We start from the raw sequence: 25,151 nt of genomic DNA on the forward strand, positions 1-25,151 counted from the left end.
GGCGACGGCCTTTCGGCCTGCCCGGGGGAAGAATGGCGCCATGAGCGAGTTCCAGATCCCAGACCGCCACGCCCGGCTGCTGGCCTACGCGCAGAGTCTGACGCCTCCCACCGGGTGGAAGATCGAGATCTCCGGTGACGAGATCATCATGCTGGCCGGCCCCTCGGTGATCCACCAGCGCAACCTGCTGCTCATCCGCAGGCAGTTCGAGGCCCACGAACCCGCCGACCTGATGCCGAGCGAGAACACCGACCTCGCCTCCCCGAACGTCGGCAAGTTGCGCAACCCCGACCTGACCTACATCCCCCTCTCGGCACTGGAGGAGGGCGGCAACCAGGTCCCCGCCGAGCAGGCGGCCATCGCCGTGGAGATCGTCTCCCCGTCGAACCCGGAGAACGACCTGGTCGGCAAGGTCCGCGACTACCCGCTGATGGCCATCCCGCTGTACCTGGTGATCGATCCGCGCGAGGGCGACCTGACGCTCTACTCCGAGCCCTCCGGCAGCGGCTACCACCAGCGGTGGAACGGCACGTTCGGTGACCGCGTCCCGCTCCCGGCCCCCTTCGGCTTCGAGCTCGCCACCGACGCCCTGCTCCGCTACCCCGCCTGAGACCACGGGCCTCCCGGCGGCTGCCGCCGGGAGGCCCGCGTGTCCGCCCGCTCGGTCAGAACGGGAAGACCGCGCGCTCGTGCTGGACGGAGATCCACTTCAGCGTGGTGAAGGCGTCCACCGTGGACTCGCCGTTGAGGCGGCCGACGCCGGAGTTCTTCTCGCCGCCGAAGGGCACGCCCGGCTCGTCGGCGATGGTGCCGCCGTTGACGTGGATCATGCCGGTCTCGATCCGCTGGGCGAGCTTCACGCCGCGCTCGACGTTCGCGGTGTGCACCGCGCCGCTGAGTCCGAACGGCGTGTTGTTGGCGAGCCGCACGGCCTCGTCCTCGCCGTCGAAGGGCACCAGCAGCACGACCGGGCCGAAGAGTTCGTTCCGCAGGATCGGCGCGTCCTCGGCGAGGCCGGTGAGCACGGTCGGCGCCATCAGGCTGCCGACCGTGGTGCCGCGCAGCAGCGCGGTGGCGCCGGCCGCGAGCGCCTGGTCGACCTGGGCGTCGAGGGCGCCGGCCTGGACGGGGTTGATCAGCGGGCCGATGTGGGTGGCCGGGTCCCTCGGGTCGCCGACGGTGAGCGAGGCGACCTTGGCGACGAACTTCTCGGTGAACTCGGCCTCGACGCGGCGGTCCACCAGCACCCGGTTGGCGGCCATGCAGACCTGCCCCTGGTGGACGAAGCGGCTGAACACCGCGGCGTCCACGGCGTGGTCCACGTCGGCGTCGTCGAGCACGATCAGCGCGCTGTTGCCGCCGAGCTCCAGGACCGTCCGCTTGAAGTGCGCGGCGGCGACGGTGGCGACGTGCCGGCCGATCTTGTCGGAGCCGGTGAAGGAGATCACCTTGGGCACCGGGTGCTCCAGGAAGCTGTCGCCGATCTCGGCGATGTCGGTGATCACCACGTTCAGCAGGCCGGGCGGCAGCCCCGCGTCCTCGAAGAGCTTCGCGATCAGTCCGCCGCCGACGACCGGGGTCTCCTGGTGCGGCTTGAGGACGACGCCGTTGCCGAGCGCGAGGGCCGGGGCGACGGCCTTGAGCGCCAGGAAGAGCGGGAAGTTGAAGGGGCTGATCACGCCGACGACGCCGACCGGCAGCCGGTAGAGCCGGTTCTCCCGGCCCGGGGCGGGCGAGGCCAGCAGCCGGCCCTCGGAGGCCACCGACAGGTGCAGGCACTCCCGCAGCACGTCCTTGACGAGCGACAGCTCGAAGCCCGCCTTCAGCGCGGTGCCGCCGAGTTCCGCCATGATCGCCGGGACGATCTCCGGCTCGCGCTCCTCCAGCAGCCGCAGCGCGCGCTCGAAGACCAGCCGCCGCTGGTACGGGTTGGCGGCGGCCCATGCCTTCTGGGCGCGCTCGGCGGCGCGGTAGGCCCGGTCGACCTCGGCGCCGGTGGCGACGGTGATGGTGGCGAGCTTGTCGCCGGTGTAGGGGTCGACGTCGACGATGTCCCAGGAGCCGCTGCCGCTGCACCACTCGCCGTCGATGTACTGCAGCGCCAACTCGGAGAAGTACGACATCTGTTCCCTCTCATGCACCGACCTGATGGGAAGTCATCGTACTGACGTCTTACAACTCCTGGCGCATCGCGTACAGCAGGTTCCGGGTCGGTTCCGGGCTCAGGCTGTCCGCGACCAGGTCGTCCATGGCGTGCCGGTACTCGGCCACCTCGGCGGGCTTGTCGAGGTAGAGCGCGGTGGTGAACTGCTCCAGGTACACCACGTCGGCCAGCTCGGCCTCGGCGAAGCCCAGGACGGTGAAGGCGCCGCTCTCCGCGCTCAGCCCGGCGTTGCCCAGCGGCAGCACCTGGAGCCGGACGTTGGGCAGCTCGCCGAGCTCCAGCAGCCGGTCCAGCTGGCCGCGCATCAGCTCCGGCCCACCCCAGGGCCGGCGCAGCGCGGCCTCGTCCAGTACGGCGACCAGCTGCGGCGCCCGCTCGGCGGTCAGCACCGCCTGCCGCTTGAGCCGTACGTCGACCCGGCGCTCGATCTCCTCCGGCCCGTGGACGTGGCCGCCGGCGGTGACCACGGCCCGGGCGTAGTCGGCGGTCTGGAGCAGCCCGTGGACGAACTGGACCTCGTAGCTGCGGATCTCGGCCGCGGCCTCCTCCAGCCCCAGGTAGTTCTGGAACCAGCCGGGCAGCACGTCCCCGTACTCGTGCCACCAGGAGCTGACGTTGGCCTCGCGCAGCAGTCCGAGGACGGTGGCCCGCTCCTGATCGGCCTCGACCCCGTACAGGGTCAGCAGGTCGGCCACGTCGCGTTCCTTGAAGCCGACCCGGCCGAGCTCCATCCGGCTGATCTTGGACTCGGAGGCGCGGATCGAGTACCCGGCCTCCTCCCGACTGACGCCTCTGGCCTCGCGGAGCTTGCGCAGCTGGGTGCCGAGCAGCAGACGCCGTACGGTGGCGCCCCCGCCTGCCTGAGTCGTGCCCATCGAAGTCGTCCTCCGCACTCGCCCAGCCCCCCGGCCGTCGGCCGCAGTCTGCCACTTGGCACCGACGAACAACAGCCCACTGTGCGGGATCCCGCCGGACGGATCACGGCTCCGGACGTTTGTCCGGGTGTCGCCGCAGCCCGGGCGGTGTCCGGGTCGTCCCCGGCCCGGAGTTCCGGGCCCCGAGCTGCTGCTCCCGGCGCCGGACGGCCGTCGGGGAACGCGACGGCGCCCGCCCTCCAACTGGTCGGGGAAGAGGGCAGGCGCCAGGAGACCGCGTTGGCCCGGCGACGCTGGCGGGGGCAGCGGGTTGAGCTCCCGGCGATGCGGCGCCGGGCGTTCGGTGGAGGCCGGTCGGACCGTCCGTCCGTCAGACCACCAGGGGGCGGTCCGTGGGCCGGATCGGGGCGGGAAGCGGGGTCTTGCCGCCCAGGTACCTGTCCACCGCGGCGGCGGCCGAACGGCCTTCCGCGATGGCCCAGACGATCAGCGACTGGCCACGGCCGGCGTCTCCGCAGACGTACACGCCATCGACATTGGTGGCGAACCGGCCATCGCGGGCAATGTTACCGCGCGCGTCGAGGTCCGCTCCCAGCTGCTCGACCAGCCCGTTCCGCACGTCCGTCCCGGTGAAGCCCATGGCCAGGGTGACCAGCTGTGCCGGGACGGCCCGCTCGGTGCCGGGCACCGGCTCGAACCGGCCGTCCTTGAACTCCACCTCGACGAGGTGCAGTTCCTGGACGTTGCCGTCCTCGTCGCCGGTGAAGCGGGTGGTGTTGACGGAGTAGATCCGCTCGCCGCCCTCCTCGTGCGCGGAGGTGACCTTGTAGGTCATCGGCATGGTCGGCCACGGCTGGTGCCCGGGCCGCTCCTCGCCGGGCCGCGGCATGATCTCCAGCTGGGTGACGGAGGCCGCCCCCTGCCGGTGCGCGGTGCCGACGCAGTCCGCGCCGGTGTCGCCGCCGCCGATCACGACCACGTGCTTGCCCTTGGCGCTGATCGGCGCCTCGACGAAGTCGCCCTCCTGCACCTTGTTGGCCAGCGGCAGGTACTCCATGGCCTGGTGGATGCCCTTGAGCTCGCGTCCGGGCACCGGCAGGTCGCGGGCGGTGGTGGCGCCGGCCGCGACGACCACGGCGTCGAAGCGCTCGCGCAGCTGCTGGCCGGTGATGTCCTCGCCGACGTGCACGCCGGTGCGGAACCGGGTGCCCTCCGCCCGCATCTGCTCGATGCGGCGGTTGATGTGGCGCTTCTCCATCTTGAACTCGGGGATGCCGTAGCGCAGCAGTCCGCCGATCCGGTCGGCCCGCTCGTACACTACGACGGTGTGCCCGGCCCGGGTGAGCTGCTGGGCGGCGGCGAGGCCGGCCGGGCCGGAGCCCACCACGGCGACGGTCTTGCCGGAGAGGCGCTCGGGCACCTGCGGGGTGACCCCGCCCCGGTCCCAGGCCTTGTCGATGATGGTGACCTCGACGTTCTTGATGGTCACCGCGTCCTGGTTGATGCCGAGGACGCACGCGGACTCGCACGGAGCCGGGCAGAGCCGGCCGGTGAACTCCGGGAAGTTGTTGGTGGCGTGCAGCCGCTCGATCGCGCCGACGAAGTCGTCCCGGTAGGCCAGGTCGTTCCACTCGGGGATGAGGTTCCCGAGCGGGCAGCCGTTGTGGCAGAACGGGATGCCGCAGTCCATGCAGCGGCCGGCCTGCTCGGTGATGATCGGCAGGAGGCTGCGCTCGACGTAGACCTCGTTCCAGTCCTTGAGGCGGACGTCGACCGGGCGGCGCTCGGCCAGCTGCTTGGGCGTGGTCAGGAAGCCCTTGGGGTCAGCCATTAGCCGCCTCCATCATCTTCGCGGTGGTCTCGGCCTCGGAGAGGCCATCGCGCTCAGCGGCGTCCTTGGCGGCGAGCACTGCCTTGTAGTCGGTCGGCATGATCTTGGAGAAGCGGGAGACCCCGCTGCCCCAGTCCGCCAGGAGTTCGGCGGCGACGGTGGAGCCGGTCTCCTCGTAGTGCTGCTGCACGGTGTCGCGCAGCCAGTCGCGGTCGGCGGCGGTGGGGGCCTCGATGCCCACCATGCCGTCGTTGACGTTGGCGGGGCGCAGGTCCAGGACGTACGCGATGCCGCCGGACATGCCCGCCGCGAGGTTGCGTCCGGTCTCGCCGAGGACGACGACCCGGCCGCCGGTCATGTACTCCAGGCCGTGGTCGCCCACGCCCTCGACCACCAGGGTGGCCCCGGAGTTGCGGACGGCGAAGCGCTCGCCGGCCTTGCCGCGCAGGTGGACGCGGCCCGAGGTGGCGCCGTAGCCGATGGTGTTGCCGGCGATGACGTGGTTCTGGGCGTCGTTGCCGATGGCCGCCGCCTCGCGGGCCGGGCGGACGACGACGACGCCGCCCGAGAGGCCCTTGCCGACGTAGTCGTTGGCGTCGCCCTCCAGGCGCAGGGTCACGCCGCGCGGCAGGAACGCGCCGAAGGACTGCCCGGCGGAGCCGGTGAAGGTGACGTCGATGGTCCCCTCCGGCAGGCCCTCGCCGCGGTACCGCTTGGTCACCTCGTGGCCGAGCATGGTGCCGACGGTGCGGTTGACGTTGCGGATCGGCAGCTGGATGCGGACGGCGTCGCCGCGCTCCAGCGCGTCCTCGGCGAGCGTGATCAGCTGGTTGTCCAGGGCCTTGTCGAGCGCGTGGTCCTGGGTGGTGGTGCGGTGCCGGGCGGCCCCTTCGGGCAGTGCGGGCACGTGGAACAGCGGGGCGAGGTCCAGCCCGGCGGCCTTCCAGTGGTCGATCGCGGCCCGGGCGTCGATGTGCTCGGCGTGGCCGATGGCCTCCTCGATCGAGCGCAGGCCCAGCGAGGCCAGGATCTCCCGGACCTCCTCGGCGATGAACTCGAAGAAGTTGACCACGAATTCGGGCTTGCCGGAGAACCGCTCGCGCAGCACCGGGTTCTGGGTGGCGACGCCGACCGGGCAGGTGTCCAGGTGGCAGACGCGCATCATGATGCAGCCGGAGACCACCAGCGGGGCGGTCGCGAAGCCGAACTCCTCGGCGCCGAGCAGCGCGGCGATCACCACGTCGCGGCCGGTCTTCAGCTGGCCGTCGGTCTGGACGACGATGCGCTCGCGCAGCCCGTTGAGCAGCAGCGTCTGCTGGGTCTCGGCGAGTCCGAGCTCCCAGGGCCCGCCGGCGTGCTTCAGGGAGGTGAGCGGCGAGGCGCCCGTCCCGCCGTCGTGCCCGGACACCAGCACGACGTCCGCGTGCGCCTTGGAGACGCCCGCCGCGACCGTCCCGACGCCGACCTCGGAGACCAGCTTCACGTGGATGCGGGCCGCCGGGTTGGCGTTCTTGAGGTCGTGGATCAGCTGCGCCAGGTCCTCGATCGAGTAGATGTCGTGGTGCGGCGGCGGCGAGATCAGGCCGACGCCCGGGGTGGAGTGCCGGGTCCTGGCGACCCAGGGGTACACCTTGTGGCCGGGCAGCTGGCCGCCCTCGCCGGGCTTGGCGCCCTGGGCCATCTTGATCTGGATGTCGTCGGCGTTGACCAGGTACTCGGAGGTGACGCCGAACCGGCCGGAGGCGACCTGCTTGATCGCCGAGCGGCGCTCCGGGTCGTACAGCCGGTCCGGGTCCTCGCCGCCCTCGCCGGTGTTGGACTTGCCGCCGAGGCGGTTCATCGCGATGGCCAGGGTCTCGTGCGCCTCGCGCGAGATCGAGCCGTACGACATGGCGCCGGTGGAGAAGCGCCTGACGATCTCGGAGACCGGCTCGACCTCCTCGACCGGGATCGGCTCCCGGCCGAGGCCGTCCAGCTGGAACAGGCCGCGCAGCGTCATGAGCCGCTCGGACTGCTCGTTCACCCGGTCCGTGTACTGCTTGAAGATGTCGTAGCGGCGGTTGCGGGTGGCGTGCTGGAGCCGGAAGACGGTGTCCGGGTCGAACAGGTGCGGCTCGCCCTCGCGGCGCCACTGGTACTCGCCGCCGATCTCCAGGGCGCGGTGCGCGGCCGGGATGCCGGAGGCCGGGTACGCCTTGGCGTGCCGGGCGGCCGTCTCGCGGGCGATCTCCTCCAGGCCGATGCCGCCGAGCTTGGTGGTGGTGCCGGCGAAGTAGCCGTCGACCAGGTCGTGGGAGAGGCCGATGGCCTCGAAGACCTGGGCGCCGCGGTAGGAGGCCACGGTCGAGATGCCCATCTTGGACATGACCTTGAGCACGCCCTTGCCGAGTGCCTTGATCAGGTTCCGGATGGCCTTCTCGGGCTCGACGCCCGCGATGAACACGCCCTGGGCGACCAGGTCCTCGACCGTCTCCATCGCCAGGTACGGGTTGACCGCCCCGGCGCCGTAGCCGATCAGCAGGGCGACGTGGTGCACCTCGCGGACGTCGCCCGCCTCGACCAGCAGCGACACCCGGGTGCGCTGCTTGGTGCGGATCAGGTGGTGGTGGACGGCCGAGGTGAGCAGCAGCGAGGGGATCGGCGCGTGCTCGGCGTCGGAGTGCCGGTCGGAGAGCACGATGATCCGGGCGCCGTCGGCGATCGCCGCGTCGGCCTCGGCGGCGATCTCGGCGAGCCGGGAGGCCAGGCCCTGGCCGCCGGTGGCGACCTTGTAGAGGCCGGAGAGCGTGACGGCCTTGAGGCCGGGCTGGTCGCCGTCGGCGTTGATGTGGACGAGCTTGGCCAGCTCGTCGTTGTCGATCACCGGGAAGGTGATGCCGACCGAGCGGCAGGCGGCGGCCTCGGCGGCCAGCAGGTTGCCCTCGGGGCCGAGGTTGGACAGCAGCGAGGTGACGAGCTCCTCGCGGATGGCGTCCAGCGGCGGGTTGGTGACCTGCGCGAAGAGCTGCACGAAGTAGTCGAACAGCAGGCGGGGCTTCTCGCTCAGTGCGGCGATCGGCGAGTCGGTGCCCATCGAGCCGAGCGCCTCGGCGCCGGTGCGCGCCATCGGCGCGAGGACGACCCGCAGCTCCTCCTCGGTGTAGCCGAAGGTCTGCTGGCGGCGGGTGACGGAGGCGTGGGTGTGGGCGATGTGCTCGCGCTCGGGCAGCTTGGCGAGCTGGATCTGTCCGCCGTCCACCCACTCCTGGTAGGGGTGCTCGGCGGCGAGGGCGGACTTGACCTCCTCGTCCGGGACGATCCGGCCCTCGGCGGTGTCCACCAGGAACATCCGGCCGGGCTGGAGGCGGCCCTTCCTGGTGACCTTCTCCTGGTCGATGTCGAGCACGCCGACCTCGGAGGAGAGGACGACCAGGCCGTCCTCGGTGATCCAGTACCGGGCCGGGCGCAGCCCGTTGCGGTCGAGCACGGCGCCGATCTGGTTGCCGTCGGTGAAGGTGACGCAGGCCGGGCCGTCCCAGGGCTCCATCAGGTTGGAGTGGTACTGGTAGAAGGCGCGGCGGGCGGGGCTCATGGTGGCGTGGTTCTCCCACGCCTCCGGGATCATCATCAGCACCGAGTGCGGCAGCGAGCGGCCGCCGAGGTGGAGCAGCTCCAGGACCTCGTCGAAGGAGGCCGAGTCGGAGTGGTCCGGGGTGCAGATCGGGAAGATCCGCTCCAGGCCCTGCCCGTTGCTGTTGGCGGGGATGAGGTCGGTGGCGAGCTGCGACTCCCGGGCGTGCATCCAGTTGCGGTTGCCCTTGACCGTGTTGATCTCGCCGTTGTGGGCGACGAAGCGGTACGGGTGGGCGAGCGGCCAGCTCGGGAAGGTGTTGGTGGAGAACCGCGAGTGCACCAGGCCGATCGCGGACGCGTAGCTGCGGTCCGACAGGTCGGGGAAGAAGGGCTCCAGCTGGCCGGTGGTCAGCATGCCCTTGTAGACGATGGTGCGCGCGGACAGCGACGGGAAGTACACCCCGGCCTCGCGCTCGGCCCGCTTGCGGACCACGAAGGCGATCCGGTCCAGCTCGATGCCGGCCCGGTCGGCGCCGGCCAGGAAGACCTGCCGGAAGCGCGGCATCACACTGCGGGCGGCGGCGCCGAGCAGGTCGGGGGCGACCGGGACGTCGCGCCAGCCGAGGACGGTCAGGCCCTCCTCGGCGGCGATGCCCTCGATCCGGGCGACGGCCGCGGCGTCCTTCTCGTCGTCCTGCGGCAGGAAGGCGATGCCGACGGCGTAGGAGCCGGCCGCCGGGAGCTCGAAGGAGACCTTCCCGCGCAGGAAGGCGTCGGGGATCTGGGTCAGGATGCCCGCGCCGTCGCCGGAGTCGGGGTCGGCGCCGGTGGCGCCGCGGTGCTCCAGGTTGCGCAGGACGTTCAGCGCCTGCTCGACGATGGTGTGGTCGGCGATGCCGGTCAGCGTGGCGACGAAACCGACGCCACAGGCGTCGTGCTCGTTCCGCGGGTCGTACAGGCCCTGAGCAGCAGGTCGCGCATCCGGCACGAGCGCGTACGGCTGGCGGGCGGCGCCGGCCTGGGGCTCGTTGGCGGAGTGCATGGATGCAGACAGCATCGGCTCTCCCGTCGTCGTCTTTCGGCAAGTTGGTGCAAGTAGGGACGACGTTGGCCCTGATGCGATGGTGCGGTGTCGTGCAAGTTACATGATGCCCATGATCCCGAGAAGCGGAATATCCCGTCCACATGGCGGGACGACCCGCAGGTCAGGGGGTGTGTGGGAGGACGCGCCACAGTGCACGTCCCGACGATTGTGCCCAACCGTCCACCGCCCGAAACAGGGGCGAAACCGGATCGCCACAGAAGCCGATCATGAACGCCTGCGATTCCATCCCGGGAGCCCGTCCGCGGATGCGAATCCGCGGCTCGGGGGCCCGAATGGTGAGACAGTGCCAGGCGTCGCCGGGCGCCCATGTGTGAAACGTCACGCACTGCTCAGCATAGTCATGCACGACTCCGGTCAGCCCACATGGCCGCCGATCAGCCACCCGAGCAGGTAGGTCACCCCGGCCGCCGCACCGCCCAGCACCAGCTGCCGCAGCCCGCTGAACCACCAGCTGCGCGCCGTCACCCGGGCCACCACCGCGCCGCACAGGAACAGCCCGGCCCCGGCCAGCAGCATCGCGGGCAGCAGCGCGGTCGCCCCCAGCAGGTACGGCAGCAGCGGCAGCAGCGCGCCGAGCGCGAAGCACAGGAACGACGAACCGGCCGCCACCAGCGGCGAGGGCAGGTCGGTCGGGTCGACGCCCAGCTCCTCGCGGGCGTGCACCTCCAGGGCCAGCTCCGGGTCGGCGGACAGCTGCCGGGCCACCTCGTGCGCCAGCTCCGGGTCCACCCCGCGCGACACGTACAGCTGGGCCAGCTCGGCCAGCTCCCCGTGCGGGTTGCGGCTCAGCTCCAGCCGCTCGACCTCGATCTCGGCCTGCACCAGCTCCCGCTGCGAGGCCACCGAGGTGTACTCCCCCGCCGCCATCGAGCAGGCGCCGGCCGCCAGGCCCGCCAGCCCGGTCAGGATCACCGTCCCGTTGGACGCCGCACCGCCGACCACGCCGGTCATCAGCGCGAAGTTGGACACCAGCCCGTCCACCGCGCCGAACACGGCCGGCCGCAGCCAGCCCCCGTTGACGTCCCGGTGGTGGTCGGCCGCGGGTATCCGGGGCTGGTGTCCGGCGTCGGCCTCCATGGTGATCGTGCTCATCGTCGTTCCCCTCCGTCGTGGTTCGTCAGCCCTGAACGTAGCCCGCCTGACCTGGGCATTTCCAGCAAAGTAAGGCTGTCCGAACACCACTGAGGCCACCCTTCGCAAACCTCGCGAAGGGTGGCCTCGGCCGGGGGAAGCCCCAGGTCAGATGGGGTTCTTGACGTCCTCGCCGACCGTCTCGGCGGCCGCTCCGCCGGCCGCGGGCCCGGCCGGCTCGCGCAGCACCGGCTTCCCGTCGGCCTTCTCCGGGGCCTTCCCGTCGGCCTTCTCCTCGGCCTTCTTCCCGCTCTTCCCGCTCGTGTCGCTCTTCTCGCCGGACCCGGCCTCCTCCACCGCCAGGTGCGCGGCCGGATCGATGCTCGCCGGGTCCTCCCGCCCGGGCCGCGTCCTGCCCACGATCACGAAGTACGCCACCGCGGCGACGAACACCCCGATGGACACCCAGTCGTTCAGCCGCAGGCCGAAGTAGACGTGCGCCTCGTCGATCCGCAGCCACTCGGTCCAGAACCGGCCCACCGTGTACGCGGCCACGTACAGCGCGAACGCCCGGCCGTGGCCCAGCGTGAACCGGCGGTCCGCCCAGATCACCAGCACCGCGACGCCGACGCACCACAGCGACTCGTACAGGAAGGTCGGGTGGTAGACGCCCTTCACGACCTCGCCGTTGGCCAGCGTCTTGTCGATCTCCAGGCCCCACGGCAGGGTGGTCGACCGGCCGTACAGCTCCTGGTTGAAGTAGTTGCCCCAGCGGCCCAGCGCCTGCGCGAGCGCGATGCCCGGTGCGATGGCGTCGGCGTACGCGGGCAGCGGCACGCCCCGGCGGCGGGCACCGATCCAGGCGCCGACCGCGCCCAGCGCGACGGCGCCCCAGATGCCGAGGCCGCCCTCCCAGATCTTGAGGGCGTCCCAGGGGTTCTTCCCCTCGGCGAAGTACAGCCGGCCACCGTCGGTGATCACGTGGTAGAGGCGGCCGCCGACCAGGCCGAACGGCACGGCCCACACGGCGATGTCGCCGACGGTGTGCTTGGCACCGCCCCGGGCGACCCAGCGCTTGCTGCCGAGCCAGACGGCAACGACGACACCGAGGATGATGCAGAAGGCGTAGGCGCGCAGCGGGATCGGTCCCAGGTACAGGACGCCCCGCGACGGGCTGGGAATGTAGGCGATATCCATGGCAGTTCCGACGCTACAGGGTCCGACGGCCCGTTCGGGGCGCCTTGTGGTCACAGAAACCGAACAACGGGCGGCGCCGCCCCCTCCGGACGGGGAGGGGGCGGCGTGGCGGAGCGGGCTCAGCCGGCCGTCGGCGACGGGTTGTTGGCCTCCGAGGCGGTGCTGGTCGGCGCCGGGGTCTGCCCGTGCGAACCCGCCGTACCCGGCTGCTTGCCCTGGTTCGCGGCGTCCACCCAGGCCACCAGGTTGGCCGGGGTGATCTCCTCGCTGCCGTTCTTCGGGTAGATCGGCTGGCCGTTGAGCAGCACCGTCGGGGTGGACTTGAAGCTGGACTTGTCGAAGTCCTGCTGCACCGCGGACACCCACCCGCCGAACTTGTTGTCGTTGACGCAGGACTGGAACTCGGGCGTGTCCAGGCCGTTGACCTGCTTGGCCAGGCTGAGCAGCACGGCCTTGTCGCCGAAGGCGTCGTTGGTCTCGTCCGGCTGGTTGCGGTACAGCACGTCGTGGAAGTCCCGGAAGTGCCCGGCGTCCTGGGCGCAGCCCAGGGCGTTGGCGGCGGTCTTGGAGCCCTTGCCCCCCACGGCCCGGTCGATGAACGACACGATGTGGTAGTTCGTGTAGATCTTCCCGGCGTCCTCCAGCTGGTCGATGGTGGACGAGAACTCGCGCTCGAAGGTGCCGCAGGCGGGGCAGCGCGGGTCCTCGTAGACCGTGAGGACGGAGGGCGCGTTGCCCGCGCCGACCGGGACGACCAGGTTCTTGTCGCCGATCGTCCCGGCCGGGACGGCGGTCGGCGTCTCCGGCTTGGAGCGCTGGTTCTGCACCACGACGCCGACGATCACCGCGGCGGCGATCACCGCGAGCACGGAACCGCCCACGATCAGCTTCTTCTTGCGCCGGGAGGAGACCTCCTCGGCCGCCCGCTGTTCCAGCATCCGCTCGCGGGCGGTGCGCTTGCCTTCTCGGTTCTTCTCGCTCATTGCCTTGACATCCACGGTCGGGGGCCTTCGTCGGGTGCAGGGGTGTGGGGGTCAGCTCGCCGGTGCGGGGGTGCGGGGGGTCAGTTCGCCAGCCAGGCGTCCACCGACAGCCGGGTGCGGGGCCGCCACAGCAGCCACCCGGCCAGCAGCAGGAACCCGGTGTCGCGCAGGATCTCCTGGAGGTACTCGGTCCGGGACTCGTCGACGTGCCCGCCGCCGCCGAAGCAGCCGCAGTCGATCGAGATGCCGCGCGCCCAGGCGGAGGCGATCCCGGCGATGAAGACCAGCAGCAGCACCGCGGAGACCCCGGCCACCAGCCGGACGCCGAGGCCCACCACCAGCAGCACGGCCAGGGCCAGCTCCAGGAACGGCAGGCCGTAGCCGATCGGCTTGACCAGGCCCTCGGGCAGGATCTCGTAGGCCCGGACGGCCTGGGCGGCCTCCGCCGGGTCGGAGACCTTCGCCAGTCCGGCCCATCCCCAGACCACCGCGAGGCCGAGCCGCACGACCGTGCCGAGCCACTCGCTCCAGGCCGGCACCGGCCTCGCCGCCCGCGGCGCGGGCGCGGAGCCACCGGGCTGCGCGGTCATCAGGGAACCCCCCTCGGGAAACTCGTTCACTCCCTGATGAACCGCAAGGAATGAAGGGTGGTTCCTCCGCATTCAGGAATGAAGCCGGACGGGTGACGTTCTGTCCGAATGGACCGAACACCTGCGCGTCAGCGGCACCCCGCCGGCCATCCCGCTTCGAACAGATCGGGATGCCGGGCCGCCTCCGCGCACGCCACCGCCTCCCGCTCCGCGCGCTCGGCCCCGCGCCTGGCCAGCGCGTGCCCCACTTCCACGTGCACCCCGACCGCGGCGCCGAGCGCCAGCACGGCTGCCGCCGCCCGCAGCAGAACGGCCCGTTGGAGACCCCGCACCGGCTCACCCCTTCCGCTCGTCACCGCAACCGTTCGTGCACTCCTCCCTCCACTCAACGTCCGTCAACCCCGGCTGATGCGTGTCCCCACCCCTTGTTCACCCGTTCGGGTCCGCAGGCCGGCCGGAGCGCGGGGTGGAGGCGCGCGCCCGTGCCCACGCCCCGCGAAAAGCCGACGGCCCTCCACTCCCCGGGGAGTGGAGGGCCGTCGGCCGGATGTTCCTACCGCGTCAGCTCCTGCGGACGCCCTGCGCCAGCTCTCCGGCGAGGGCCCGCACCGCGTCCAGCGCCGCCGCCTCGTCCTCGCCCGCGGCCAGGATCCGCTTCACGAACGCCGACCCGACGATCACGCCGTCCGCGAACCGGGCGACCTCGGCCGCCTGCACCGCGTCCGACACCCCGAGCCCGACGCAGACCGGCAGGTCCGTCGTCGCCCGGGTCCGGGCGACCAGGTCCTCGGCCATCGACCCGACGGCCGACCGCGTCCCGGTCACGCCCATCACCGCGGCCGCGTACACGAACCCGCTCCCGGCCGCCGTGACCTCCGCCAGCCGCGCGTCCTTGCTGCTGGGGGCGACCACGAACACGGTGTCCAGCCCGTGCTCGTCCGCCGCCTTGCGCCACTCCTCGGACTCCTCCACCGGCAGGTCCGGCAGGATGCACCCGGCGCCGCCGGCGGCCGCCAGGTCCGCCGCGAACCGCGCCACGCCGTAGCGGTCGACCGGGTTCCAGTACGTCATCACGAGCACCGCGGCCTCGGGGTGCGCCGAGGCGACCTCCTGGACGGTCCGCAGCACGTCCTTGATCCGCACGCCGCCCCGCAGCGCGATGTCGTCGGCGGTCTGGATGACCGCGCCGTCCAGCACCGGGTCGGAGTGCGGCAGCCCGACCTCGACCACGTCGCAGCCGCCCTCGATGAGCGCGTTGACCGCCCGGATGCCGCCGTCCACGGTCGGGAACCCGGCCGGCAGGTACCCGATCAGCGCGGCCCGGTCCTCGGCCTTGGCGGCCGCCAGGACACCGCTCAGCTTGCCGGCGCTCAGCTTGGAAGTCATGATCACTTACCCCCCTCGGCGGCGCCGTCGCCCGCGCCGCCGGCCTGCTCGTCGTACAGGCCGAAGTACTCGGCCGCGGTGTGCATGTCCTTGTCCCCGCGCCCCGACAGCGAGACCAGGATGGTCGCCTCCGGCCCGAGCTCGCGCCCCAGCTCCAGCGCCCCGGCGAGCGCGTGGGCGCTCTCGATGGCCGGGATGATCCCCTCGGTGCGGGACAGCAGCCGCAGCGCCTGCATCGCGGCGTCGTCCGTGACCGGCCGGTACTCCGCCCGCCCGGTGTCCTTCAGCCAGGCGTGCTCCGGCCCGACCCCCGGGTAGTCCAGCCCCGCCGAGATCGAGTGCGACTCGACGGTCTGCCCGTCCTCGTCCTGGAGGACGTACGTCCGGGAGCCGTGCAGCACCCCCGGGTCGCCCTTGGTGAGGGTGGCCGCGTGCCGGGGCGTCTCGGCGCCCTCGCCCGCCGCCTCGCAGCCGATCAGGCGCACCCCGGCGTCCGGGATGAACTCGTGGAAGATCCCCATCGCGTTGGAGCCGCCGCCGACGCAGGCCACGACCGCGTCCGGCAGCCGGCCGGTCCGGTCGAGCACCTGCTGCCGCGCCTCGACGCCGATGATCCGGTGGAAGTCCCGGACCATCATCGGGAACGGGTGCGGCCCGGCGACGGTGCCGAACAGGTAGTGGGTGGAGTCGACGTTGGCGACCCAGTCCCGGAACGCCTCGTTGATGGCGTCCTTGAGCGTGCGGCTGCCGGACTTGACGGCCACCACCTCGGCGCCGAGCATCCGCATCCGGGCGACGTTGAGCGCCTGGCGCTCGGTGTCCACCTCGCCCATGTAGATGGTGCAGTCGAAGCCGAACAGGGCGCAGGCGGTCGCGGTGGCCACGCCGTGCTGGCCGGCGCCGGTCTCGGCGATGATCCGGGTCTTGCCCATCCGCCTGGTGAGCAGCGCCTGGCCCAGCACATTGTTGATCTTGTGCGAGCCGGTGTGGTTGAGGTCCTCGCGCTTGAGCAGGACGCGCGCGCCGCCCGCCTCGGCGGAGAAGCGGTGCACGTCGGTCAGCGGGCTCGGGCGCCCGGTGTAGTCCTTGAGCAGCGCGTCGAGCTCGGCGGCGAAGGCCGGGTCGGCCTTGGCCTTCTCGTACTCCTCGGCGACCTGCTCGACCGCGGCGACCAGCGCCTCGGGGATGAAGCGGCCGCCGTACGCGCCGAAGTAGCCGCGCGCGTCCGGCACCTGGGCGCCGGGCAGGTAGTCCTTTTCGGACATGGTGGTTTCCCTTGAACGGAGATGGACGACGATGACGTCTTCCCGGCCGGAGGTCGGCCGGACCGGATTCAGCCGGACGTCACGCGCCATCGCCGCCCCGGCACCTGCCCGGGCTCGCACCCGATGACGTACCGCACCCGACGCCCCAGCACCCGGCGTGCGGGTGCGCGGCAGCCGCGCGGGCGGCAACCGGGGGCGAGTCGGGCGGCGATCTTCATGGGATGGGTGTCAGTCCTTGTGCCGGACGGCGGGGTGGGCCCCGGCGGCGACCAGGTCGGCGACCGCGGCACGCGGGTCCTTGCCGGTCACCAGGGTTTCGCCGACGAGTACCGCGTCGGCGCCGAGGTTGGCGTAGTTGATCACGTCCAGCGGGCCGCGCACGCCGGACTCGGCGATCTTGACGATACCGTCCGGGATGGCGTGGGCGACGTTCTCGAAGGTGTTGCGGTCCACTTCGAGCGTCTTGAGGTTGCGGGCGTTGACGCCGATGATCCGGGCGCCGGCGTCCACCGCGCGCTTGATCTCCTCCTCGTCGTGCACCTCGACCAGCGGGGTGAGGCCGATCGACTCGGCGCGCTCGATCAGCGACACCAGGGCCGGCTGGTCGAGGGCCGCGACGATCAGCAGCGCGAGGTCGGCGCCGTGCGCACGGGCCTCCCACAGCTGGTAGGCGGTGACGATGAAGTCCTTGCGCAGCAGCGGGGTCTCCACCGCGGCGCGGACGGCGTCCAGGTCGGCCAGCGACCCGCCGAAGCGGCGCTGCTCGGTCAGCACGCTGATCGCGGCGGCACCGCCGGCCGCGTAGTCGACCGCCAGGGCGGCCGGATCGGCGATCGAGGCCAGGGCGCCCTTGGACGGGCTGGAGCGCTTCACCTCGCAGATCACCCGGACCCCGTCGCCCCTGAGGGCGGCGACGCCGTCCTTGGCCTCCGGTGCCCTGGCGGCGAGCTCCTTGAGCTCGTCCAGGGAGACCCGGGCCTGTCGCTCGGCGAGGTCCTCGCGGACCCCTTCGATGATCGAGTCGAGCACACTCACTCAGGAGCCCCCATCTTTTCTGCCAGTTGGTCGGCGCGAGTCGGCGGGCGACGGCCCACCGGCACTTCGATGGTATCGGCACCCGGGGGCGGGGGGCGCATCGGTTCGAACCACGTCTCGCGGACCGGACGCCCGCAACGGCGGTCCCCAGCTGCGGCTTCACCGGCCCCACACCGGTTTTCGGACGGACTTCGCACCGGTTTAGGACGCTCTTCCGGCCGGAGCCGGCCGGTGGCCGGGAACGCCGGTTGACGGGCCGGCTCTACGGCTCGACGGCTCGACGGCTCGATCACACCAGCGGCGGTGCCAGCCCGGCGCCGACCGACGAGTTCCGCACCACGGTGAACACCAGCACCAGCAGCGCGATCAGCACCCAGCGCCGGGCCCCGACGGTGGTCCTGGGCGGCGGCCCGCCGGTCAGCGCGGCCCAGCCCCAGCGCAGCCAGAGCACCGCCAGCACCCCGAACAGCAGGACGGCGACGGCGTTGTCGTGCAGGGCGCCGGTGAGGTCCCCGTGGGTCAGCGCGTGGACGCAGCGCAGCCCCCCGCAGCCGGGGCACCACCAGCCGGTGGCGGTCAGGAAAGGGCAGTCGGGGTAGTGCCCGGGGGTGTTCGGGTCCACCACGGCGACGTAGGCGGTGGGGACGGCCACCGCCGCCAGCGCGGTCAGCGGCGGGCTCAGCCGGCGCAGCACGGGCGGCGGGGCGGAAGCGGTGGGGGCGGAGGTCACGCCCCGATTCTGCCCGGGTCGGGCCCGGACGCGACGAAACGGCGGGCGTGGCGCGCCCGCCGTTCCGATGTACGACAAACGTGTGGTGCGACGAACCCGTCGTCAGGCGGCGACGGCGGCGCGGGCCTCGCGGGCCGCGACCTGCTCCTCGGCCGACTTGTAGACGTTGGTGCTGGCCTGCTGGCCCATGCCCGCGATGGACATGGCCTTGCCGACCACGCCGCCGGCCAGGACGACCGCCAGGCCGACCCAGACGAGCAGCACCGACGGCAGGATCATCGCGACGCCCGCGACGCCGAAGCCGACGAAGGAGATGACGACGCCGGTCCAGGCGGCGGGGGTGTGGCCGTGTGCTGCTGCTGCCATCTGAGTGGTGCTCCTTGGCTCTCGGGGCCCGGCCGGGCCTGCGGGGCCGCCGGCGGGTTGACGGGTTCCATTGTGCCGGGCCACACACCGGTGGCCCAAAGCGGGTGGCGGGTCTATCGCGTCACATGCGCGCAGCTCACACCGCGGTCGGGTCCTCGCCCCGGTCCAGGGCCTTCCACAGGTCCCCCGGCGTGTCGGTCTTCGCCGGGGCCTTGCGGGTCGGCGCCTCGTAGCGGCTGCCCATCGCGGGCCAGCCCCGGCCGTAGCGCAGGGTGAGCAGTCCGGCCAGGACGAGCAGCAGCCCGCCCACCAGCGCGACCCAGGGCCAGGCGGTGTGCGAGACCTCGGTGGCCGCCGAGCCGGTCAGCGCCAGCTTGCGGGCGGCCTCGGTGTCCAGCGCGGCGGTGTCACCCGCACCGGCCACCGAGGCGGCGGCCACGCCCAGCCCGGCCAGCAGCGTCAGCGCGCCGACCGCCAGCCGTCCGACGCCGCGCACCGCGAACACCGCGACGGCCGCGGCGAGGCCCACCAGGGCCAGCCCGCCGGGCAGTTCGGAGATCTTTCCGCCGCTGACGGACACGTCCAGGGTGCCGGCCCGGCCCTCGGCCCAGGTCCGCCCGACCGCGGTCAGCACCAGCACGGCACTCAGCACGGTCAGCAGCAGCATCACGCCGAGGGTGCGGCGGCCGGGCTTGGCGGGGGCGGGGGTCTGCTCAGTCACCCGTCCACTATCCCCCGGCCGACGCCCTGGTCCGTACCCGGGGTGGGGAACGGGCCGGGGAACGGGGCGGGAACGGGGTGGGTCACGGCGTCGCGGACGGCGTGGGGAAGTCGTCCGTCCGCAGCACCACCGTCCGGCCGCCGAGCGGCAGGAACAGGTCGTTGCCGAACGGCACCCGCTCCGCCTCCCGGTACACCCCCTCGGGGGACGGCGCGGTGTGCACGGTGCAGACCGCCGCCACCGGATCGACCACCACGTACAACGGCACGCCGCTGCGCGCGTACGCCCTCGCCGCCTCCGCCAGGCCCGGCCGGGCCACCTCCAGCACCGCCTCGACCCCGGCCGCGGCGAACCGGCCCCGCCCGCCCCGCACCGCGTCCCGGGCGAGCACGGCCAGGTCCGGGGCGAGCACCGTGCCGGGTTCGGGTACGGAACCCGACCCCGGAGCGGGTGCGGAACCGGACCCCGGAGCGGGTGCGGGAGCGGGAGCGCCGGGTGCCCCCGGGAAGTCGACCGCCACCCCGGAGAGCACCCGCCCGTGGCCCGCCGGCTGCTCGCCGAGCTGTCCGGCGGCACCGAGCACGACCGCCCAGCGCAGCTCGTCGTACGGCACCTCGGGCATCCCGGCCGCCTCCTCGCACCTCAGGACAGTTCCGGCCTCCGCAGCGTATTGGCGGTGGCGACGGCCCGCAGCACGGCGGCCGCCTTGTTCCGGCACTCGGTGTCCTCGCCGTGCGGGTCGGAGTCGGCGACCACGCCCGCGCCGGCCTGCACGTACGCGGTGCCGCCGCGCAGCACGGCGGTGCGGATCGCGATCGCGGTGTCCGAGTCCCCGGCGAAGTCCAGGTAGCCGACGCAGCCGCCGTACAGGCCGCGGCGGGTGGGCTCCAGCTCCTCGATGATCCGCATCGCCCGGGGCTTGGGCGCGCCGGAGAGGGTGCCGGCCGGGAAGCAGGCGGTCAGCACGTCGAAGGCGGTGCGCCCCGGGGCGACCTTGCCGGTCACCGTCGAGACGATGTGCATCACGTGGCTGTAGCGCTCGATGTGCATGAAGTCGACCACCTCGACGCTGCCCGGCTCGCAGACCCGGCCGAGGTCGTTGCGGCCGAGGTCCACCAGCATCAGGTGCTCGGCCCGCTCCTTGGGGTCGGCGAGCAGCTCGGCGGCCAGCTCCGCGTCCTCGTGCGGGGTGGCGCCGCGGTGCCGGGTGCCGGCGATCGGGTGCAGCATCGCCTCGCCGTCGCTGACCTTGACCAGCGCCTCCGGGCTGGAGCCGACCACGTCGAAGCCGCCCTCGGTCCCGCCGTCCGGGCCGGGGAAGCGGAACAGGTACATGTACGGGCTGGGGTTGGTGGTGCGCAGCACGCGGTAGACGTCCAGCGCGGAGGCCGGGCAGGGCGCCTCGAAGCGCTGCGAGGGCACCACCTGGAAGGCCTCGCCGGCCCGGATCCGCTCCTTGATCTCCTCCACCGCGGCCCGGTACGGCTCGCCGCCGAACGGCGAGTGCACCTCGCCGGGGCCGGCCGGGGTGAAGGTGGCCAGGCCCGGGTCGACCGGCTTGAGCAGCTCGGCCTCCATCGCGTCCAGCCGGGCCACCGCGTCCGCCCAGGCCTCGTCCACGCCGCTGGCCAGGTCGTTGTGGTTGACGGCGTTGGCGATCAGCAGCACCGTGCCGTCGACGTGGTCGAGCACCGCGAGGTCGGTGGCGAGCAGCATGGTCAGCTCGGGCAGGCCCAGGTCGTCCGGGTTGAGGTCGGGCAGCTTCTCCAGCCGGCGGACGATGTCGTAGCCGAGGTAGCCGACCAGGCCGCCGGTGAGCGGGGGCAGGCCGTCGTCCTGCCGGCGCGGGGTGTGCAGGGCCTGCAGGGTGGCGCGCAGCACCTCCAGCGGGTCGCCGGCGGTGGGGATGCCGACCGGCGGGCTGCCGAGCCAGCGCGCCCCGCCGTCCGGGCCGACGGTGAGCGCGGCGGCGCTGCGCACCCCCACGAAGGAGTAGCGCGACCAGCTGCGGCCCTGCTCGGCGGACTCCAGCAGGAAGGTGCCGGGGCGCTCCTCGGCGAGGCTGCGGTAGAGGCCGATCGGGGTGAGGCCGTCCGCGAGGAGCCTGCGGGTGACCGGGATGACCCGGGTGTCGACGGCGAGCTTGCGGAAGGCTTCGAGATCCATGACGGGCGGCACCTTCTGGAGTTGTGGACGGGGTGGGGTCAGGACAGCGGGAGCACGTCGGCGTCGAAGCAGGTGCGGTCGCCGGTGTGGCAGGCCGCACCGGTCTGGTCGACCTTCACCAGCAGGGTGTCGCCGTCGCAGTCCAGGGCCACCGACTTGACCGCCTGGACGTGGCCCGAGGTGTCGCCCTTCACCCAGTACTCACGGCGGCTGCGGCTCCAGTAGGTGCAGCGGCCCGTGGTGAGGGTGCGGTGCAGCGCCTCGTCGTCCATCCAGCCGAGCATCAGCACCTCGCCGGTGTCGTACTGCTGGGCGATGGCCGGGACCAGCCCGTCCTCGGAGCGCTTGAGCCGCGCGGCGATCTCGGGTGCGAGGGCGGTGCTGCCGGGGGCGGCGGGTGTGGTGGACATGAGCACCATTGTGTCAGCCCGCCCCGGCTCCCCCGCGGGGCGGCGCTCCCTGCGCCGGAGCGCCGCCGGCGACGGGGCCGTTACGGGTGCAACTGCCCGGTGAGCTTGGGGCCGCCCTGCTTGTTGCTCGCGGTCAGGGTGCAGGTGTAGTCGCGCCAGCCCTGCTGGTAGTTGGCGGTCGCCGGGCCGAACTGGCGGCCGTAGTAGGTCTTCCCGTCGCCCTGCCGGGCCTTGGCGGCGGCTTCGGCCTCCTTGCAGCCGTCCCGCATGGCGAGCGCGAGCGGAATGTCGCCGGTGATGCCGTCCGCGAGCTTGAGGTCGGCGATCACCTCGCCGTCGTGGTCGCCGGCGCAGGGGCGTTCCTCGGGCTTGGTGATCACCGGGCTCAGCTGCGGGTGGTCGAAGCAGGCGCCGACCGGGAAGAACGCGTACGGCGGCTGCGGCGTGGGCGTAGGGGTGGGTGTCGGCGTCTGGGTGGCCGTGGGAGTCGGCGTGGGCGGCGGCGGCGCGGCGGCCGGCTTCTTGTCGTCCGGCCACAGCACCGCGGTGGCCACCACCGCGAGCAGGACGACCAGCACGGCGGCAACGGTGAGGACCAGGCCGCGGGACGGGCGGGCGCCGGCTGCGGGCGACGGCTGCTCGGAGGTCATGGCCACGAGGATGGCCCACCCACCCCCTCCCCTGCAGCCGGTTCGCCGAACTCACCCCCTCCGGGCTCCCGAACCCTGGGGCAACACGCAGGACCTCGGAAAAAGCCGAAGGAAATGTAAACACTCAAAGCCGCGTCCGGCTTCACCGTCGCCTCACGGCCTCGCCGCCGGGCGCCGCATCCGGACTGCGGGTGACGCTCGCCGTGTCGAGGCCGTCGATCGGCGTCCACTCGTGTTCCAGGATCGAGTAGGTGATGGAGTCGCGCCAGGCGCCGTGGACGAAGATGTGGTCGCGGATCCGGCCGTCCTCGGTCATGCCGGCCCGGAGCAGGGTCCGGGCCGACGCCTCGTTGAGCGGGGCGCGGGCGGCCCAGATACGGTGCAGGCCGAGGCCGTTGAAGCCGAGGTCGCACAGCAGGTGGACGGTCTCCGTGCCGAGTCCCTTGCCCCACTCGGCCGGGTGGAGGGCGAAGCCGATGGTGGCCGCCTGCTGGGGCTCGGTGGCCAGGCGCGCGTAGCCGATCAACGGGTGATCGCCGCGCCGGGTGACGGCGAGGCAGTACTCGGTGCGCGGGGTGGCGTGCGCGGAGTCGATGGAGCGGGTGGTGATCGCTTCGACCTGCTCGCGGGTCCGGGGTTCGAAGCTGAGGTGCCGGGTGGCCTCGGGGTCGCCGTAGATCGCCAGGAGGGCGTCGGTGTCCTCGGGTTCGATCTCACGCAGCGCCAGGCGGGGGCCGGCCAGATGGGCTGGGGTCATGGCCCGGGAGCCTATCCATCGGGTCGCCCCGATATTCCTCGACCGGAAAGTCCGGCAAGGGCGGACCGCCTCGACCGCTCCCTGTTCCCGCCTGCTCCACGTCTGCCCACCGTCCGTCCACCAGCGCGGACGACGGCCCCGACCGAACCGGTCGGGGCCGTCGTCGCTCCGTGTCGAGGTCGCTGCCGCCGCCGGGTCGCGGGGTCAGGCCGTCCGGCCGGGGGCCGGGCGGGGCAGGCGGCGGCGGACGGCCCAGACGGCCGCCGCGAGGGCGAAGCCGTAGACGGACACCAGCCCGTGGCCGTTCTCCTGGGCGAGCCACATCGCGAGGCCGAGCGCGGGGACTCCGGCGGCCAGGGCGATCTCCTTGGGGAGGCGGGTGCGGGTGAGGAAGGCGAGGGCGAGGGTGGCGCCGAGGAAGTAGGTGGCGCCGGAGCTGCCGGCGAAATTGCGCGGGTCGGCGCTGGGGCCGCCGCCGAGGCCGAGCAGGGTGTCGATGCGGCCGGGCAGCAGGATGCCGGCGAGGAAGAAGCCGAGGGTGAGCGGACCGCCCCAGTACCACTGGGCGAGCGCGGCGACGGCGGCGAGGGTGACGAGGTTCCACAGGCCGCCGAACAGGCCGCCGTTCTGCAGGAACACCGAGGTGAGCTCGCGCCACCAGCCGGACTTGGCGGGGTCCGCGTCCAGCGCGTCCATCGCGCCGGACCAGAGGAGTTGGAGCAGCACGCCCGCGACGGCGACCGCGGCCAGGGCGATCGCGGCCCACGGCAGCGGGCGTCCGCGCAGGGTCTCGCGGCCCACCACGCCGAGCCCGCAGTTGACCATCATGACCATCAGTGCGGCCGTGGTCACGTTGAAGACGATCGCCCCCATGTCCGGCTCCTCCCCCTGGCTCCGGCGTTTTCCAACACCGTTCGAAAACTTGATGGGGCAAAGCTAGCACAGTTTTCGAACAGTGTTGGAAAACGCTGTACGGTGAGGGGCATGAAGCTCACCAAGGACCGCATCGTCGACGCGGGCATGGCCGTCTTCGCCGAGGTCGGCTACCAGAACCTGTCCATGCGCCAGGTCGCCGACCGGCTCGACGCCCACGCGGGCAGCCTCTACTACCACGTACGCGGCAAGGACGAACTGCTCGCCCTGATGGCCGACCGGGTCTGCCGCCGGGCCTACGACGCCGGCACCCGAGCCCTCACCGCCCTCCCGCCCACCGCCACCTGGCAGGACCGCACACAGGCCCAGGCCATCGCCCTGCGCCTGAGCATCAAACAGCACCCCGGCGGCGCCCAACTCCTCGCCGAGAGCCCCGGCATGCTCAGCACCGGCGCCCTCTCCCTGATGGAACGCCTCCTGCGCACCCTCCTCGACGCCGGTCTGCCCGCCGAGCACTGCGCCATCGCCGCCGACACCCTGCTCAGTCACGTCACCGGCTTCGTCCTCCAGGAACAGAACCAGCCCGCGACACCCCCACCCGTCACCGCCGAGCTCTACACCGAACTGCGCGAACGGTTCCCCCTCCTCATGGACCCGTCCACACCCCGCCACAGCCAGGACGAGAAGTTCGCGCGAAGCGTCCGCCTGCTCTGCGCCGGCATCGCGACGCTCCCCTAGGCTGACGGCATGTCGAACCACGCCCTCGCCGAACGCCACCGGCTCGCCCAACTCCTCACCGCCGCCGGGCCGGACGCGCCCACGCTCTGCGCCGGGTGGACCACCCGGGACCTCGCCGCCCACCTGGTGGTCCGGGAGCGCCGGCCCGACGCGGCGGCCGGCATCCGGGTCGGGGTGCTGGCCGGGTGGACGCGGCGGGTGCAGGACGGGTACGCCGAGCGGCCGTACGAGGAACTGGTGCGGCTGTTCCGGGCCGGGCCTCCGGTCTACTCCCCGTTCGCCCTGCCCGGCGCGGACGAGGCGGCGAACACCGTGGAGTACTTCGTCCACGCCGAGGACGTCGTACGGGCGGCCGAGGACTGGACCGCTCAGCCCGTACCGCCCGGGCGCGCCGAGGCCCTCTGGCGCCGCCTCCCGCTCATCGCCCGCCTGGAGGCGGGCCGCCGCTCCCCCGTCCGCCTGGCACTCACCCACCCGGACGGCCGTTCCCTCACCGTCGGCCCGGCCGGAGCCGCCACCGTCCGCGTCACCGGCGAACCCGGCGAGCTGGTGCTCTTCACGTACGGCCGCGGGGCCCTGACCGCCCTCACCGTCGACGGCGCCTCCGACGCCGTCGAGGCCCTGCGCCACGTCCTTCCGCTGCCCCCGAAGTAGCGGCGGCAGAGGGTGGGTGCGGCCTCTCGGCA

25 protein-coding genes are annotated in these 25,151 nt (G+C 72.7%); 3 read left to right on the top strand and 22 right to left on the bottom strand.

Annotated elements, in window-relative coordinates:
- Positions 1-40 precede the first annotated feature (40 nt).
- Positions 41-610 (top strand): Uma2 family endonuclease, encoded by a 570-nt coding sequence (locus ACZ6EM_RS21695; protein ID WP_465773034.1) that lies wholly within the window; start codon positions 41-43, stop codon positions 608-610.
- Between the two features lie 55 nt (positions 611-665).
- Here ACZ6EM_RS21695 and ACZ6EM_RS21700 read toward each other — a convergent pair whose 3' ends face one another.
- The 22 genes from ACZ6EM_RS21700 to ACZ6EM_RS21805 form a co-directional block, all read right to left on the bottom strand.
- Positions 666-2,123, bottom strand: coding sequence for an aldehyde dehydrogenase family protein (locus tag ACZ6EM_RS21700; protein WP_359910239.1), 1,458 nt, complete (start codon positions 2,121-2,123; stop codon positions 666-668).
- A gap of 49 nt (positions 2,124-2,172) precedes the next feature.
- On the bottom strand, positions 2,173-3,039 hold the full coding sequence (locus ACZ6EM_RS21705; protein WP_380546868.1) for a helix-turn-helix domain-containing protein: 867 nt from the start codon (positions 3,037-3,039) through the stop codon (positions 2,173-2,175).
- Between the two features lie 370 nt (positions 3,040-3,409).
- Positions 3,410-4,870, bottom strand: a complete 1,461-nt coding sequence (locus tag ACZ6EM_RS21710) for a glutamate synthase subunit beta (protein WP_401045320.1) — start codon at positions 4,868-4,870, stop codon at positions 3,410-3,412.
- A complete protein-coding gene (gene gltB, locus ACZ6EM_RS21715; RefSeq protein WP_401045326.1) occupies positions 4,863-9,464 on the bottom strand; it encodes a glutamate synthase large subunit in 4,602 nt (1,533 codons plus the stop codon). The genes ACZ6EM_RS21710 and gltB overlap by 8 nt, the downstream gene beginning before the upstream one ends.
- Before the next feature lie 417 nt (positions 9,465-9,881).
- On the bottom strand, positions 9,882-10,604 hold the full coding sequence (locus tag ACZ6EM_RS21720) for a VIT1/CCC1 transporter family protein (RefSeq protein WP_359910245.1): 723 nt from the start codon (positions 10,602-10,604) through the stop codon (positions 9,882-9,884).
- 162 nt (positions 10,605-10,766) lie between these two features.
- A complete protein-coding gene (lgt, locus tag ACZ6EM_RS21725; protein ID WP_465773035.1) occupies positions 10,767-11,795 on the bottom strand; it encodes a prolipoprotein diacylglyceryl transferase in 1,029 nt (342 codons plus the stop codon).
- 119 nt (positions 11,796-11,914) lie between these two features.
- Positions 11,915-12,778: a DsbA family protein gene (locus ACZ6EM_RS21730; protein WP_401055630.1), complete on the bottom strand. Its 864-nt coding sequence runs from the start codon at positions 12,776-12,778 to the stop codon at positions 11,915-11,917.
- An 80-nt stretch (positions 12,779-12,858) separates the two neighbouring features.
- On the bottom strand, positions 12,859-13,368 hold the full coding sequence (locus ACZ6EM_RS21735) for a MauE/DoxX family redox-associated membrane protein (RefSeq protein ID WP_401055632.1): 510 nt from the start codon (positions 13,366-13,368) through the stop codon (positions 12,859-12,861).
- Positions 13,369-13,496: 128 nt separating this feature from the next.
- Complete coding sequence (locus ACZ6EM_RS21740) at positions 13,497-13,700, bottom strand: hypothetical protein (protein ID WP_359910185.1); 204 nt, start codon at positions 13,698-13,700, stop codon at positions 13,497-13,499.
- 229 nt (positions 13,701-13,929) lie between these two features.
- Complete coding sequence (gene trpA / locus ACZ6EM_RS21745; protein WP_452178436.1) at positions 13,930-14,754, bottom strand: tryptophan synthase subunit alpha; 825 nt, start codon at positions 14,752-14,754, stop codon at positions 13,930-13,932.
- 2 nt (positions 14,755-14,756) lie between these two features.
- On the bottom strand, positions 14,757-16,019 hold the full coding sequence (gene trpB, locus ACZ6EM_RS21750) for a tryptophan synthase subunit beta (protein WP_380546877.1): 1,263 nt from the start codon (positions 16,017-16,019) through the stop codon (positions 14,757-14,759).
- A 68-nt stretch (positions 16,020-16,087) separates the two neighbouring features.
- A complete protein-coding gene (gene trpM / locus ACZ6EM_RS21755; RefSeq protein WP_188296911.1) occupies positions 16,088-16,237 on the bottom strand; it encodes a tryptophan biosynthesis modulator TrpM in 150 nt (49 codons plus the stop codon).
- 10 nt (positions 16,238-16,247) lie between these two features.
- Positions 16,248-17,054, bottom strand: coding sequence for an indole-3-glycerol phosphate synthase TrpC (trpC, locus tag ACZ6EM_RS21760; protein WP_359910194.1), 807 nt, complete (start codon positions 17,052-17,054; stop codon positions 16,248-16,250).
- Between the two features lie 289 nt (positions 17,055-17,343).
- A complete protein-coding gene (locus tag ACZ6EM_RS21765; RefSeq protein ID WP_401052831.1) occupies positions 17,344-17,784 on the bottom strand; it encodes a DUF2752 domain-containing protein in 441 nt (146 codons plus the stop codon).
- 102 nt (positions 17,785-17,886) lie between these two features.
- Positions 17,887-18,150: an HGxxPAAW family protein gene (locus ACZ6EM_RS21770; RefSeq protein ID WP_380546879.1), complete on the bottom strand. Its 264-nt coding sequence runs from the start codon at positions 18,148-18,150 to the stop codon at positions 17,887-17,889.
- A 136-nt stretch (positions 18,151-18,286) separates the two neighbouring features.
- Positions 18,287-18,871, bottom strand: a complete 585-nt coding sequence (locus ACZ6EM_RS21775; protein ID WP_380354812.1) for a TIGR02234 family membrane protein — start codon at positions 18,869-18,871, stop codon at positions 18,287-18,289.
- Positions 18,872-18,953: 82 nt separating this feature from the next.
- Positions 18,954-19,493, bottom strand: coding sequence for a Uma2 family endonuclease (locus ACZ6EM_RS21780; protein ID WP_465773036.1), 540 nt, complete (start codon positions 19,491-19,493; stop codon positions 18,954-18,956).
- 20 nt (positions 19,494-19,513) lie between these two features.
- On the bottom strand, positions 19,514-21,037 hold the full coding sequence (locus ACZ6EM_RS21785) for an anthranilate synthase component I (RefSeq protein WP_465773037.1): 1,524 nt from the start codon (positions 21,035-21,037) through the stop codon (positions 19,514-19,516).
- A 38-nt stretch (positions 21,038-21,075) separates the two neighbouring features.
- The gene (gene hisI, locus ACZ6EM_RS21790; protein ID WP_359910212.1) at positions 21,076-21,447 is read right to left on the bottom strand and encodes a phosphoribosyl-AMP cyclohydrolase; all 372 of its coding nucleotides are present in this window, start codon (positions 21,445-21,447) and stop codon (positions 21,076-21,078) included.
- Positions 21,448-21,527: 80 nt separating this feature from the next.
- Positions 21,528-22,097 carry a hypothetical protein gene (locus ACZ6EM_RS21795; protein ID WP_401052904.1) on the bottom strand — a complete coding sequence of 190 codons (570 nt, stop codon included), beginning with the start codon at positions 22,095-22,097 and terminating at the stop codon, positions 21,528-21,530.
- 142 nt (positions 22,098-22,239) lie between these two features.
- Positions 22,240-22,854 carry a GNAT family N-acetyltransferase gene (locus ACZ6EM_RS21800; protein WP_465773038.1) on the bottom strand — a complete coding sequence of 205 codons (615 nt, stop codon included), beginning with the start codon at positions 22,852-22,854 and terminating at the stop codon, positions 22,240-22,242.
- 204 nt (positions 22,855-23,058) lie between these two features.
- Entirely contained in the window at positions 23,059-23,727 is a 669-nt protein-coding gene (locus tag ACZ6EM_RS21805; protein ID WP_465773039.1) for a hypothetical protein, read from the bottom strand.
- 111 nt (positions 23,728-23,838) lie between these two features.
- Here ACZ6EM_RS21805 and ACZ6EM_RS21810 point away from each other — a divergent pair, with 111 nt between their 5' ends.
- Both ACZ6EM_RS21810 and ACZ6EM_RS21815 read left to right on the top strand, forming a co-directional pair.
- Positions 23,839-24,465 (top strand): TetR/AcrR family transcriptional regulator, encoded by a 627-nt coding sequence (locus ACZ6EM_RS21810; RefSeq protein ID WP_465773040.1) that lies wholly within the window; start codon positions 23,839-23,841, stop codon positions 24,463-24,465.
- A 9-nt stretch (positions 24,466-24,474) separates the two neighbouring features.
- Positions 24,475-25,119 (top strand): TIGR03085 family metal-binding protein, encoded by a 645-nt coding sequence (locus ACZ6EM_RS21815; protein ID WP_465773041.1) that lies wholly within the window; start codon positions 24,475-24,477, stop codon positions 25,117-25,119.
- Positions 25,120-25,151: the final 32 nt, after the last annotated feature.

The sequence above is a fragment of the Kitasatospora sp. NPDC041917 genome (assembly GCF_055589745.1).

Bases quoted from the DNA above. Each gene is read 5' to 3' on its own strand.
- trpM (WP_188296911.1), bottom strand. From the start codon at position 16,237: ATGAAGATCGCCGCCCGACTCGCCCCCGGTTGCCGCCCGCGCGGCTGC.
- gltB (WP_401045326.1), bottom strand. From the start codon at position 9,464: ATGCACTCCGCCAACGAGCCCCAGGCCGGCGCCGCCCGCCAGCCGTAC.
- trpB (WP_380546877.1), bottom strand. From the start codon at position 16,019: ATGTCCGAAAAGGACTACCTGCCCGGCGCCCAGGTGCCGGACGCGCGC.
- ACZ6EM_RS21795 (WP_401052904.1), bottom strand. From the start codon at position 22,097: ATGACCTCCGAGCAGCCGTCGCCCGCAGCCGGCGCCCGCCCGTCCCGC.
- trpA (WP_452178436.1), bottom strand. From the start codon at position 14,754: ATGACTTCCAAGCTGAGCGCCGGCAAGCTGAGCGGTGTCCTGGCGGCC.
- ACZ6EM_RS21700 (WP_359910239.1), bottom strand. From the start codon at position 2,123: ATGTCGTACTTCTCCGAGTTGGCGCTGCAGTACATCGACGGCGAGTGG.
- lgt (WP_465773035.1), bottom strand. From the start codon at position 11,795: ATGGATATCGCCTACATTCCCAGCCCGTCGCGGGGCGTCCTGTACCTG.
- ACZ6EM_RS21785 (WP_465773037.1), bottom strand. From the start codon at position 21,037: ATGGATCTCGAAGCCTTCCGCAAGCTCGCCGTCGACACCCGGGTCATC.
- ACZ6EM_RS21780 (WP_465773036.1), bottom strand. From the start codon at position 19,493: ATGCCCGAGGTGCCGTACGACGAGCTGCGCTGGGCGGTCGTGCTCGGT.
- ACZ6EM_RS21695 (WP_465773034.1), top strand. From the start codon at position 41: ATGAGCGAGTTCCAGATCCCAGACCGCCACGCCCGGCTGCTGGCCTAC.
- ACZ6EM_RS21805 (WP_465773039.1), bottom strand. From the start codon at position 23,727: ATGGGGGCGATCGTCTTCAACGTGACCACGGCCGCACTGATGGTCATG.
- ACZ6EM_RS21735 (WP_401055632.1), bottom strand. From the start codon at position 13,368: ATGACCGCGCAGCCCGGTGGCTCCGCGCCCGCGCCGCGGGCGGCGAGG.
- ACZ6EM_RS21770 (WP_380546879.1), bottom strand. From the start codon at position 18,150: ATGGCAGCAGCAGCACACGGCCACACCCCCGCCGCCTGGACCGGCGTC.
- ACZ6EM_RS21730 (WP_401055630.1), bottom strand. From the start codon at position 12,778: ATGAGCGAGAAGAACCGAGAAGGCAAGCGCACCGCCCGCGAGCGGATG.
- ACZ6EM_RS21810 (WP_465773040.1), top strand. From the start codon at position 23,839: ATGAAGCTCACCAAGGACCGCATCGTCGACGCGGGCATGGCCGTCTTC.
- ACZ6EM_RS21710 (WP_401045320.1), bottom strand. From the start codon at position 4,870: ATGGCTGACCCCAAGGGCTTCCTGACCACGCCCAAGCAGCTGGCCGAG.
- ACZ6EM_RS21800 (WP_465773038.1), bottom strand. From the start codon at position 22,854: ATGACCCCAGCCCATCTGGCCGGCCCCCGCCTGGCGCTGCGTGAGATC.
- ACZ6EM_RS21815 (WP_465773041.1), top strand. From the start codon at position 24,475: ATGTCGAACCACGCCCTCGCCGAACGCCACCGGCTCGCCCAACTCCTC.
- hisI (WP_359910212.1), bottom strand. From the start codon at position 21,447: ATGTCCACCACACCCGCCGCCCCCGGCAGCACCGCCCTCGCACCCGAG.
- ACZ6EM_RS21705 (WP_380546868.1), bottom strand. From the start codon at position 3,039: ATGGGCACGACTCAGGCAGGCGGGGGCGCCACCGTACGGCGTCTGCTG.
- ACZ6EM_RS21720 (WP_359910245.1), bottom strand. From the start codon at position 10,604: ATGGAGGCCGACGCCGGACACCAGCCCCGGATACCCGCGGCCGACCAC.